At 68.0% G+C, this 12,411-nt stretch carries 11 protein-coding genes; 10 read left to right on the plus strand and 1 reads right to left on the minus strand.

What is annotated here, in order from left to right; translation table 11 throughout:
* Positions 1-365: 365 nt before the first annotated feature.
* Complete coding sequence (locus ACXJKD_RS17235; RefSeq protein ID WP_457255922.1) at positions 366-1,400, minus strand: cytochrome P450; 1,035 nt, start codon at positions 1,398-1,400, stop codon at positions 366-368.
* A 704-nt stretch (positions 1,401-2,104) separates the two neighbouring features.
* Here ACXJKD_RS17235 and ACXJKD_RS17240 point away from each other — a divergent pair.
* From ACXJKD_RS17240 to ACXJKD_RS17285, 10 genes are all read left to right on the plus strand, one after another.
* Entirely contained in the window at positions 2,105-2,944 is an 840-nt protein-coding gene (locus tag ACXJKD_RS17240) for an ATP-binding protein (protein ID WP_457255924.1), read from the plus strand.
* Positions 2,945-3,679: 735 nt separating this feature from the next.
* Positions 3,680-4,084: a response regulator gene (locus ACXJKD_RS17245; protein WP_457255925.1), complete on the plus strand. Its 405-nt coding sequence runs from the start codon at positions 3,680-3,682 to the stop codon at positions 4,082-4,084.
* A gap of 140 nt (positions 4,085-4,224) precedes the next feature.
* Entirely contained in the window at positions 4,225-5,241 is a 1,017-nt protein-coding gene (gene bioB / locus ACXJKD_RS17250) for a biotin synthase BioB (protein ID WP_457255927.1), read from the plus strand.
* A gap of 13 nt (positions 5,242-5,254) precedes the next feature.
* On the plus strand, positions 5,255-5,452 hold the full coding sequence (gene bsaP / locus ACXJKD_RS17255) for a biotin synthase auxiliary protein BsaP (RefSeq protein ID WP_457255928.1): 198 nt from the start codon (positions 5,255-5,257) through the stop codon (positions 5,450-5,452).
* Complete coding sequence (locus tag ACXJKD_RS17260) at positions 5,445-6,782, plus strand: adenosylmethionine--8-amino-7-oxononanoate transaminase (RefSeq protein ID WP_457255930.1); 1,338 nt, start codon at positions 5,445-5,447, stop codon at positions 6,780-6,782. Before bsaP ends, ACXJKD_RS17260 begins: the two co-directional genes overlap by 8 nt.
* Positions 6,783-6,794: 12 nt before the next feature.
* Positions 6,795-7,919, plus strand: a complete 1,125-nt coding sequence (locus ACXJKD_RS17265) for an 8-amino-7-oxononanoate synthase (protein ID WP_457255932.1) — start codon at positions 6,795-6,797, stop codon at positions 7,917-7,919.
* The gene (gene bioD, locus ACXJKD_RS17270) at positions 7,912-8,616 is read left to right on the plus strand and encodes a dethiobiotin synthase (protein WP_457255933.1); all 705 of its coding nucleotides are present in this window, start codon (positions 7,912-7,914) and stop codon (positions 8,614-8,616) included. Before ACXJKD_RS17265 ends, bioD begins: the two co-directional genes overlap by 8 nt.
* Before the next feature lie 1,022 nt (positions 8,617-9,638).
* Positions 9,639-10,241, plus strand: coding sequence for a helix-turn-helix domain-containing protein (locus tag ACXJKD_RS17275; RefSeq protein WP_457255935.1), 603 nt, complete (start codon positions 9,639-9,641; stop codon positions 10,239-10,241).
* Positions 10,242-10,359: 118 nt separating this feature from the next.
* Positions 10,360-11,025 carry an FMN-binding negative transcriptional regulator gene (locus ACXJKD_RS17280; RefSeq protein WP_457255936.1) on the plus strand — a complete coding sequence of 222 codons (666 nt, stop codon included), beginning with the start codon at positions 10,360-10,362 and terminating at the stop codon, positions 11,023-11,025.
* Between the two features lie 53 nt (positions 11,026-11,078).
* On the plus strand, positions 11,079-11,924 hold the full coding sequence (locus tag ACXJKD_RS17285) for an EamA family transporter (protein WP_457255938.1): 846 nt from the start codon (positions 11,079-11,081) through the stop codon (positions 11,922-11,924).
* Positions 11,925-12,411: the final 487 nt, after the last annotated feature.

Raw genomic sequence — 12,411 nt, forward strand, 5'->3', positions numbered from 1 at the left:
TCGCCGCGTCTTTTCGCCGCCTGACGGGCTTTGTCAGTGCCTCTACGTACGCTCGTGACACTGGTCCAAGGTCTCTAGGGGGAACTCAATGCAACCGAATCATGTCCTTGTGCGGCTGCGATGCAACGTAAGTCGCCAGGAGTTGACCTTCTGCGTTCGGGTTAACCGCGGTGTTCCGGATGAGCTGCGTTGCACGCCGTCTGGCGGCGGTGGGTCTGGCGGCGGCGCACCCTTCTGCGGGGATTGTTCAGCGCTATTGCAGGGCGATCGTCTCTCACGACGAGTCGACGAGCTCGTCCGGCGCGGTTGGTCAGACCATGTAAGAGCAGGCGCTGTAATCGTCACCTGCTGATCTCAGCGACGAGTCATTCCGCCGCAACAGGAGCGGCCTCCCGTACGGTCACGCGTCGGGGCGCGTGGAAGGACAGCAGGTTCACCATCGGTGGTTCGCGTTCGACCAAGGTGAGGCCGGGGAGCGCAGCCGAAGCGGCCGCGACCACGACACGCGTCTCCATGGTGGCTAGGCTCGCCCCGAGGCACCGATGGCTCCCAAGTCCGAACGCCAGGCCGGCGGTGCCTCCAGTCCCGGTGAGCCGCAACAGAATCGGTGCTCCTGCGGGCAGGCGCACATCCCCGATGGACGACGAACCTTGCGACTCTCGTCGCCACGTCGGAACGGACGATTCGTGCCGAAGCAGGTCGTCGACCGCGGCCGCCGCACGGCCGCCGTCTCCGCCGACCTGATGCCAGCGCTGGGGGTCGCCGATCAGCCTGAGGAAGGCCGTGGCGATGAGCTGGGACGTGGTCTCGTGTCCCGCAACGAGCAGGAAGTACGCTGCGGCGCAGGCTTCTCGCGTGGACAAGGAGGAGGCGGCAAGCTGCCCGAACAGGTCCGAACCGCCCACTTGTCTTGCTTGAGCGTCCTGTGCGCGAAGCCAGGTGTAGAACTCGGCGGCACTGTCGGCCAGCTCCTCCTGTCGCTCCGGGGTGGGCCACCCCCAGAACAGCTCGAGCGAGTCACGGCTCCAGCGCTTGAGGGCCCCAAGCTCCAGACCTCGCTTGTGCAGGCCAAGCATCTCCAACAGCACGGTGGCGGGGACCACGTCGGCCAACAGCGCGACCAGGTCGGCGCACCCGTCACGGTCCAGCCACTCCGCGACGACAGCCAGGCGCGCCTCGGCAAGGGCTTTGATCCTCGGCTCAGCGGCGGCGACGCGGGCAGGGCTGAAGAAGCCGGCCACGAGGCGGCGGGTCGGACGGTGGCTCGGCCCGGCATTGTTGGCCAACGCGGAAGGCAGGCTGAACCCCACCGACGCGAGCGTCCGCATCGCCACTGGGCTGATGGGCGTGTGCGCCGACAGGGCGCTGTTCGGCGGGAACGCCACCGGGTCGAGGAGCACTGCCCGGACGTCAGCAGGATCCTCGACCACCCAAGAGCCCAACGACGGGTCGAACCGGGCAGGGCAACTCATCCGCGCCGTCCCAGGGACGCGTCGAACCACTCCACGGGGGATGCGCAATTGACGTCCTGAGTCATGAGTGCCAACCAGCTCAAAGCCCGCCCCCACGCCCGCCTAGCCGACACGGGGCAGTGGCCTACTGTCGGCGCGCGCGATGGTGACGCTGCTCAATAGAACTCCCAAGTTCGACGATGAATTCGTGACGGTAGGGAATAGGCGGTGACCGTTCTCTGGCGTCTCAGTCTTCGGAAGCCATCACCTCGTCGAGGCGAAGTCACTCCAAGTTCGCGAGCGTCATTCTGCCGCCAAACGCGGTGCAAGAGGCGCAGTTGGGGCGTCAGCATCACCAGCCAGAGCAGCACGAGAGGCGCCCAACTGACGCTGGCCGCTAACTACACCAAGCGGATAGCCGATCGTATCGTCGGCGGAGTCCCGCGCGCTCCACAATGTGGACTTTCTGTTCCTTTACCTTTCCCTACCGCAATCATTACCTTCGCCAGTGCGGCAACGCTGTTCGTCGCGGGGCCAGAATCGCTGGCCGGGCGCTGGTGTCGTAGGGCCCCGATCGGCGTGTGCCAACACGGAAATGGAGAGACGCGTTGTCAGTTCAGGCGGGTGCTCGCGCCCTCGGCTCGCCTCGCGCCATGAGTCCAATCTTTGAGGCGTCGAGGGGCCTGCTGCGCGACGAGGCAATGCCGGTCGCGGACTTGTTCGCCGCACTGGCTGAGCGCGGCGCCGCGCTGGTGGACCGCCAGCATGAAGTGCTGGAAGCGCTGCAGCAGCGCGAGGAGGACCCTCAACGACTCGCCGGTCTGTTCAGACTCGACCACCTCGCCGCCCAGCTGCGCCGCAACAGCAACGCCGCGCTCGTCCTGGCCGGACTGCCAACCATCCGAAGCATTCAGGTGCCAACCATGCTAAGCGAACTAGCGTGCGCAGCGGTCTCAGAGGTCAATGGGTACCAACGCGTAACCATGGGTGCCTTCCCCGTCCGCCGCGCGCAGGCACACGTCGCATCCGATCTCGTCCACTTGCTGGGTGACCTCCTCGAGAACGCGCTGGCCGCGTCGCCACGGGCGGGTGGGGTGTGGGTTCGGGGTGAAGGGCCCGCATCGGCAGGAGCCGATGCGGCGGCCGTGATCAGGATCGGCGACAGCGGAAAGGGTATGCCGGATGCTGCTCTGCAAGACCTCAACGAGATCCTGGCTGGGCGAGCTTCCCCGGTCGGAACCGGGCCCGGGGTCGGACTGGTCGTCACCCGTGAGATCGCCCACCGGCACGGGGTGACTGTCCGATTCGGGCGGCTGGTGAGCGGGGGGCTGGTCGCGACCGTGGCGCTGCCCGATGCTCTTTTCGAGCCCACGCGTCGAAAGGACCCAGCCCCAACCAGGACCGACGACACGATCCCTTCGATGGGTGCGCTCTCACCACGTCTTCGTCTCGGACTCGGTGACGTTTCAGCCGCCAGTTCGCACGCCCGCTGAAGGGCAGGGCACGGGCCAAGGCTGCCCAGTCTTACAAACCTGTTGGCCCGCAAGACTTTCGGTCTTGGTTCGTCGGGACCTCGGCGCAGGGCGGGAAGCAGCCGTCGAAGCGGCCTGGTCGCCTTCGCGCCCGCGCCGTCGGAACGCAATCGAGTTTCCGTTGAACTTGGAGATCGGATGCGAGACGTGCCCGTTTCAGTCAGCTCACCGCCGTACGTCGCAGGCTGCTCGCTGATGGCGACGCAGCTCGTAGTACTCGCCGCGCGAGCCGGGTAGCCGCAACGACGTACCCGCTTCGCCAGCTCTACGGCGACTGACATCAACGGCACACCCAACCCAGCGGGGTCTTCGTTCCGCGTTGATGTTCGAGTGCCCTGCGACTCAACGGCCGCTATGGCCCACGCGGTAGTGCGTGAGCCACGTCACACCCAAGTCGCCGAGATACCCGACGGTAGCTTGGCCGTTCTGCTGTCTAATCCACATAGTCACAATCTGACGCCTTCGAGCCAGGCCATGACGCAGCAACGGACAGTCGTACAACGACATCCGGGTTGCCGCGGGTGATGTGAAGTCGGTTTGGGGACCATCGATTGTGAATGCGCTGGGGCCGCATCTTCGTGGGCGGACTGCACAAGGGCTGAACGGCGCCGTTGCCGTTGATGGCCCATGACCCGCCCTGACGCCGTGCGACCGGGCGGGGCCCGGACGCCGCACCACCCCGCCCGGCCTTGCGCCTTGATCGCCGACGAAGATGCGAACGTGCGCGCCGCACTGTCCGCGGCTGTGGGCCTGGTTGGTCTTGCATCCGTCACGGTGGAGGACGGACGACAGGCCATCCAAATGCTGGCCGACCTGCACCCGAGCGTGGTCCTGCTTGACGTGCAGCTGCCCAGTCTCAGTGGGATCGAAGTGTGTTGGTGGATCCGACGCCAGCGCCACCTTGCGGACGTTCCGGTGATCCTGCTCGGTGCGCGTACTTCACAGTTCGAGATCGATGCGGGCCTGCTGGCCGGAGCCAACCACTACGTGAGGAAGCCGATCACGAGTGCCCACATCACGGCCCTCGTCGCGCACCACCTCGTTGGCCGCCCCCCATTACCGCCCCCGGCCCGCGTGATCATTGCCGACTCGGCGGACTGAGCGGGCAAAGTTCATCGCCCACCCGTCCGACATACTTCTCGTCGAAACCCATTGACGTTGAAGCGGCTCGGGCCGCTTTGGAGGTTTCGGGGTGTGAGACCCATCCGCAGCCAAGTCACCGCTGCGCCAGACTCGCGCTCATGACTGCTGAGGCAACCGTCAGTGCCGACATCCTCCAGGTCGCTCGCGCGCAGGTCCTTGAACGCGGCGAGCCCCTGACCTACGAGCAGATCCTGGACGTGCTGCGGACACCGGACGACCAGCTCGAAGAGCTGCTGGCGCTGGCCCACGAGGTCCGGCTGCAGTTCAACGGCCCGGAGGTCGAGGTCGAGGGCATCGTCTCCATCAAGACGGGCGGTTGCCCGGAGGACTGCCAATTCTGCAGCCAGTCCGGCCAGTTCAGCTCCCCGGTGCGGTCGGTGTGGCTCGATATCCCCGAGCTGGTCCGCGCGGCGCGCCAGACCCGTGAGACCGGCGCGAGCGAGTTCTGCATCGTCGCCGCGGTCCGTGGTCCCGACGCTCGGTTGATGGCGCAGATGCGCGAGGGCGTCGCGGCGATCAGGGCGGAGGTCGACATCCAGGTGGCCGCCTCGCTGGGCATGCTCAGCCAGGACCAGGTCGACGACCTGGTCGACATGGGCGTGCACCGGTACAACCACAACCTCGAAGCCGGCCGCTCGTTCTTCCCGCAGGTCGTGACCACCCACTCGTTCGAGGAACGGTGGGACACCTGCCTGATGGTGAAGGAGTCCGGGATGGAGCTGTGCTGCGGCGGCCTGGTCGGGATGGGCGAGACGCTCGAGCAGCGGGCCGAGCTGGCCGCCCAGCTGGGCGAGCTGGCCCCGCACGAGGTGCCGCTCAACTTCCTCAACCCGCGTCCGGGGACTCCCTTCGGTGACCTGCCGGTCATGGACTCCAAGGACGCCCTGCGCACGATTGCCGCGTTCCGTCTCGCGCTGCCCCGCACGATCCTGCGGTACGCGGGCGGACGCGAGCTCACCCTCGGCGACCTGGGCACCCGTGACGGACTGCGCGGCGGGATCAACGCCGTCATCGTCGGCAACTACCTCACCACGCTTGGCCGGGACCCGAAGGAAGACCTCAGCCTGCTCGCCGACCTCGGGATGCCGATCAAGGCGCTCAGCGAGACGTTCTGAGAGCGGGACGGGTATGCCGGACGAGGACCAGTGGTGCGGCCGCTGCGGTCAGGCCCGGGAGGGGACCGACCACCCAGCGTGCGACCGTGCCCTCGCGCTGGAGCCGCCTCGGTTCTGCGGCCAGTGCTGTCGGCGGATGAAGGTGCAGGTCCTGCCGCGGGGCTGGTCCGCGCAGTGTGCCGTCCACGGAGAGACCCGCGGTGATGGCTGACCCGATGGCTGACGCGATGGCTGACTTCGACCGCTTGATGGCCTTCGACCGGGACCATGTCTGGCACCCGTACTCGTCCGCCGGAACGGCCTCCGCGGCATACCTCGTGGAGTCGGCGTCGGGCGTCCGGCTGTCCCTGCGTATGCCGGACGGCTCAGGTCTGGACGCCATCGATGCGATGTCGTCGTGGTGGTGTGCCGTCCACGGCTACGCCGTGCCACAGCTCGACGAGGCAGCCCGGGCCCAGCTGGACCGGATGAGCCACGTGATGTTCGGTGGCCTGACCCATGAGCCGGCGATCACCCTGGCCGAGCGGCTCGTGGAGCTGACGCCATCCGCTCTGCGGCGCGTGCTCTTCGCGGACTCTGGCTCGGTGTCCGTCGAGGTGGCGATGAAGATGGCCCTGCAGTTCCACGTCGGCACTGGCACACGGCGTACTCGCTTCTTCACGATCCGCGGCGGGTACCACGGTGACACGTTCTCCCCGATGTCGGTGACGGACCCGGTCGGGGGCATGCACTCGCTGTTCACCGGCATACTCCCGCAGCATGTCTTCGCGCCCATCCCCCCGGCCGGCATCGACGTCGCGGCTGACGATCCGGCCATGGCGGCCTGGGAGCGCGAGACCCGCAGCCTCTACGCGGAGCACGCGCACGAGGTTGCCGCCGTCATCATGGAGCCGCTGCTCCAAGGCGCCGGGGGGATGCGGTTCCACAGCCCCCACGTGGTGCAGGTCCTTGCCGAGCTGGCGCGCGAGCACGGTGCGTTGGTGATCTTCGACGAGATCGCCACCGGGTTCGGGCGCACAGGCACGATGTTCGCGCTGGATCGTGCCGCGGTCGTCCCGGACATCCTGTGCGTCGGCAAGGCGCTGACGGGGGGCTATCTCTCCCTGGCGGCGGTGTTGTGCACTGACGAGGTGGCCGTAGGCGTGAGCAGCGCACGGGCCGGAGGGGCGCTGATGCACGGGCCGACCTTCATGGCCAACCCGTTGGCCTGTTCGGTCGCGCTGGCCAGTCTGAACCTGTTGCAGGACCACGACTTCGGCACCCAGGTGCGCGATCTCGAGACGGGACTCACCAACGGCCTGAGGCCTGCGGAGGACCTCGACGCCGTGGCCGACGTCCGCGTCCTCGGCGGAGTCGGCGTGATCCAGCTGCGAGAACAGGCGCGCGTCGCCGAGCTCACCGCGGCCGCCTTGGAGCGAGGGGTGTGGATCAGGCCGTTCCGCGACCTCGTCTACACGATGCCGCCCTACGTCACGACTCCCGAAGACCTGGGCACCATCTGCGACGCCATGGTGCAGGCCGTTGCCACGGTCCACGGCTGAGAGGATGCACCGGTGAGCACGTTCCTGGACTGGCTGGCCGACCGGGCCGCCGATCGAGACCACCACGGACTGCGCCGTGAGGTCAGGCCGTTCAAGTCCGGTGAGCTGGTCGATCTGGCGGGCAACGACTACCTCGGACTCCGCCGCCACCCGGTCGTGATCGCGGGTGCCGTCGCTGCCGCCGAGACCTACGGCGGCGGGGCCGGGGCATCCCGGCTCGTGACGGGCACGCTCGAGATCCACGAGGAGCTGGAGCGCGCCCTCTGCCTCCTCACCGGCGCACCCTCGGCCCTCGTCCTGTCGACGGGGTACCACGCCAACCTCGCAGTCCTCACCTCGCTGGCCGACACCGACACCCTCATCGTCTCCGACGCCCACGCCCACGCCTCCCTCATCGACGGCGCCCGCCTGAGCCGAGGCACCGTGGCCGTCAGCCGCCACAACGACCTCGGCCACGTTCGGGAACTGCTTGCAGGACGCACGCAGCCACGGGCCATCGTCGTCGTGGAGTCGGTCTACTCGGTCCTCGGCGACGCCGCACCGTTGCGGGAACTCGCTGACCTCGCCGAGGAGTTCGACGCCGTCCTCCTCGCTGACGACGCCCACGGTCTCGGCGTCGTGGGCGACCGCGGTGAGGGCGGACCCGCACAGGCCGGCATCGCTGCCCGCAACCATGTCGTGGTGACGGTGACGTTGTCGAAATCGCTTGCAGCCCAAGGCGGGGCGGTACTGGCCAACCAGGCCGCACGCGAACACCTGATCAACACGGCACGCCCCTTCATCTACGACACCGGGCTCGCTCCTGCCGCCGCTGGCGCCGCGCTGGGCGCCCTCGACGTCCTGGCCCGGGACACCCACCTACCCGCCGTCGCACGAGCCAACTCGGCACTCCTCGCCGCAGCCTGCGGTGTCGCCAGACCGGCCGGAGCGGTCCTGTCGGTCGTCATGCCGGGACCTGACGAGGCACTCGCGGCGGTCGCACACGCCGAGGAACGAGGCCTTCGCATCGGCTGCTTCCGGCCACCCTCCACGCCGGACGGCAGCTCACGACTGCGCCTGACCGCCCACGCAGACCATGGTCCCGACGAGCTCGACCACGCCCTCGAGGTCCTTCGCGGACTGGTCGCACATGTCTGAACCGATCCCCCTACCCAAGGTCGTCCTCGTCACGGGCACCAGCACCGGTGTCGGAAAGACCGTGGTGACGGCCGCTCTCACCGTGATGCTGCGCCGACGCGGTGCAACCGTCGCCGTGGTGAAACCGCTGCAGACCGGTGTGACCGACGACGAGGACGGCGACATCCAGGTCGTCCAGCAACTCCTCGGCGACGATCCAGGCGTCACGTTCCACGAGTTCGTCCGGCTGCGTGCCCCACTCGCACCGGACACCGCCGCACGAATGCACGAGATCACCCTGCCCCCACTTGCTGAGCACGCCCGGACCATTGCTGCCATCGCGAACGAGGTCGACGTCGTACTGGTCGAAGGCGCAGGCGGGCTGCTCGTCCACCTCGACAGCAGTGGGGGGACCTTGGCCGACATCGGAACCGCGCTGCGCTCCAAGGGAATCAGCATCGGGTACATCCTCGTAGCCAGTCCAAGCCTCGGCACCCTGAACCACACCGCCCTCACCGCCGAAGCCCTCGCCACCCGAGACCTGCCACTGCTCGGGGTCGTTGTGGGGTCCTACCCAGCAGAGCCAGGTCTCGCCGAGAAGTTGAACCTGGTCGACCTTCCGCGCGTGGCCAGAGCGACGCTCCTAGGGCTGCTGCCGGAGGGAGCTGGCAATCTCGCTAGCCACCAATTTGTCCGCCACGCATCGGATTGGCTGTGAGGCCCCTTCGTCTCGTACGCAACGGTCGACGACAACCCGATCACGGGCCAGGACGCGGGCTGCGAACGCGGGCTGCCACCAGTGTTCCCCGCGCCCTGCTGACAGCGGACGGGTACTCCACCTTCACGTCGCGGCTGGCTTGAACGAGGACGATTCAACGGCCATCCTCCGCATCAGTGCCAAGCGCGCAGCGGTTGGGTACCCCATGCCGAAGTGTGGAATCCGCCTTGCATCGCGGACATTCACACGTGGAGAGCGGGCAGGGGTCGACCTGGTCACCGAGCCCCCTCGTGACCAGATCGACCTCTCAGAAGAGCGAGGACCCCCCTTGCTCCACTGCCCTGCCTCGAACCAAACACTATGGGAACAGTCAGCACGAGGTAAAAGAACGGTAAGAAGTCGTGACTGGTGGGGCCAGGCACCCTCAATGCCCGATTCATAGAACCCGGCTGTTCCATCTTGTGAGACGGCGTGAGGTGAGTCTGTCAGCGTGGCGGCACCCCCGCCTCGGAGGCAGGGGTTCACTTGAGACGGGGGGCCGTGCCCGAAAATTAGTGAGCCCCAGTTGGGGACCCGAACGCTCTGTGACCCGTATCACGAGACATACGTGGCCAAAGGGGCGAGTCCCCACGGCCGTATCGATGGGTGGACGCCCGGAGGCCAGACGCACGCCACGATCAAGCCCATCGACCGCAGTTTGTCCTCGACGTCTTGCCCGAATACGCAATTCACCTTCGAGAGCCACTGCGCGAACCACTCACCAGCCAGTTCCTGCTCAGTGGCGGCAGGACCTTCCAGGCCGCGCTGCCGGTCGTCACTCAACATCGCTTGGCCGCCACCATGATCGGCCGCCGGGGGAGCTTCCATCACGCTGATCCGGTGCCGACGCGTCATCGGCGAACCCGGAGGAGCGGCTAGGCCACGGCCGTGGCCTGCGGGGACGCTCGCCTTACGAGCAGCGCTTCGGCGCCCGCACCTCTCTGGCCCGCAAAGTGCACTCGATAGTGCAGTATGCTGCACCTATGGACGATGATGCGACTGCCCTCTCGCTCACGATCGGAGCGCGCGTGAAGGACTTGCGGCATGCCCGTCGCTGGACGCTGGACCAGCTCGCCACCGCAACTGGCGTCAGCCGTCGGATGCTGGTGAACGTCGAGCAGGGGACCGCGAACCCCAGCGTCGGGACGTTGCTGCGGATCAGCGACGCGCTGGGTGTCGGGCTGCCTGCGCTGGTCGAGCAGCCGGACCCCCAGCGGGTGAAGGTGACTCGCCGTGGCGCCGGCGCCGCCCTGTGGACCGGAGCCGCCGGGGGCCGCGGTGTGCTGGTTGCAGGCACCGCGCCACCGGACGTGCTGGAACTGTGGGACTGGACTCTGGGTCCTGGTGACCAGCACGGCAGCGAGGCGCACAGCCCCGGGACCAAGGAGCTCCTTCAGGTGTTGGACGGTGCCATCACTCTCACGGTCGCGGGCGAGTCCATCGTCCTGCAGTCCGGTGACGCGGTCTCGTTTCCCGGCGACGTCGCGCACGGCTACGCCAACCCCGAAACGGAAGCAGCCAGGTTCTCGCTGACTGTGTTCGAGCCCGGTGTCGGATCGCCCTCTGGGGCGGAGGCCAAAGGGTGACTGACCGCCACGACTTCAGGGCCTCCTCGAATGAACATGCCTCGACGGCCACGTCCCACCAGCTTCTCAGCAGCCATCTCCCAACCACCAACAACCCGCACCCCTGAAGGACACTGACATGCTCATCCACCCCTGGGACGCCGCCCTCGACACGACCGAGTGGCAGCGGTGGCTCGCCGGTACCGATCGGTTCGGGGTGCTCGCGGTCAACCACCTGGACCCGGGCCAGGCGCCGTTCGTGCTGCCCACCCACTTCACGTTGGCGGGTGATCAGCTGCTCCTGCACCTGGCACGGCCCAACCCGGTCTGGGAGCACCTCGAAGCCGCCACGCAGGTGCGGCTCGCCGTGGTCGGCGACTACGCCTACATCCCGACGGACTGGCGTGCCAGGGCCGGCGGGCCCGACGAGGACGGCGTCCCCACCAGCTACTACACCTCGGTGCAGTTCGTGTGCCGCCCCACCATCGTCGACGACCCTCACGACAAGGTGGCCATCCTCAACGCCCAGCTGGCCGACCTGCAACCCGAGGGCGGCCACGCCGCCGTGTCCGCCGACGCGCCGCCCTACGGACGCATGCTGGCCGGCATCCGAGGCATCCGACTACAGGTGCTCAGGGTCGACGCGAAGTTCAAGTACGACGACGCCAACCCCGTCGACCACCGTGTACGTGTCAGTGACCGCCTCGAGGAACGTGACCACGCGCTCGACAGGGGCGCCGCCGCCCAGCAGCGTCGCCGGTTGGACCGGATCGGGAACTGGAAGCCCCACCGGGACCCGGCATGACCACACGCGCTCGGTCTGTCGCGGGCCCGCCGTGGGCACTCGCCCTGACAGCAATGTTCTCCGTCCAGCTGGGCTCAGCCCTGTCAGTGGACCTGATCAACGCGGTCGGCGCGGCCGGGACCGCCTGGTTGCGGCTCAGCATGGGCGCCGTCGTCTTCCTGGTGCTGGCCCGCCCACCCCTGCGGCAGGTGCACCGCCGGGACGTACCAGCGCTGGTCGCCCTCGGTGTCACCACCGGGCTGGTCACCATCGCATTCCTCGCCGCCATCGAGCGCATCCCCTTGGGCACGGCGGTGGCTATCGAGTTCCTCGGCCCGTTGACGGTCGCGGCGGTCCGCACCCACCACCGCCGCTCCCTGGCGTGGCCCGCCCTGGCTCTGGCTGGAGTCGTCCTGCTCACCGAGCCATGGCACGGACACCTCAACCCCTCAGGCGTGGGCTTCGCAGCCCTGGCAGCCCTCGGCTGGGCCACCTACATTCTGCTCACCCAGCGCATCGGCGACCGATTCACCGGGCTCGGCGGACTGTCCATCACGGTTCCCATCGCCGCCCTCACCGCCGCAACCATCGGGATCCCCCAAGCGGCCGGACACATCACCCCGAGCATCCTGCTCGCCGCTGCCGGACTGGCACTCCTGCTGCCCGTCCTGCCGTTCGCCCTCGAACTGCTAGCCCTTCGACGGATGACCACAGCAGCATTCGGCACCCTGATGGCCCTCGAACCCGCCATCGGCGTCGTCCTCGGACTGCTCGTGCTGCACCAGGCACCGGCAGTCATCCACGTCGTCGGCATCACCCTCGTGGTGTGCGCCGGAGCCGCGGCACAGCGCCGCGGACGGCGCGGCACCGAAACGGACGAACACACGGAACACGAACCCGAACTCTTGGGTTCGAGCTAGCCACGACGCCCCCCGCGCGGCCTTTGACATCGGCCTACTGCCGCTTTGAGCGCATCCGCCGCCAATGCCCGGCAACCGATCTTGGGCCGATCCGTCCCGTTCGATCTCCATCTAGTGACCGAGAGGCCGCTCACTAGAATCGGGCAGTCGGAGCGGTAGCGGGTCTTCTAAGGCGTCGAGTCCGGTGACGGTCTCGGCCATGAGTTCGGGTGCGTCGAGGACCTCGGTCTTGGAGCCGAAGGGCAGCAGGTCCGTTGCTCTGTCGGTCGGGGTGCGCTCGAAGCGCCGGCCGAGCCGAGCCCAGCCGCGCTCGTCGCGCTCAACCGCGACGGCCGGGGCAGCTTGGGTGCCCGCTCGTGCAAGAGCGCGAGTCGCAGTTTGGCTGCCGGAGCGACGCGCACGGTCACGAGGAACTCGGGAGTGCCGACTCCGACAGGCGGCAGGCCACAGGTCGCCTCTCCCAAAGGGGGATCATCAGGCCGGCGGT

It is taken from the genome of Pedococcus sp. P5_B7 (assembly GCF_054049895.1).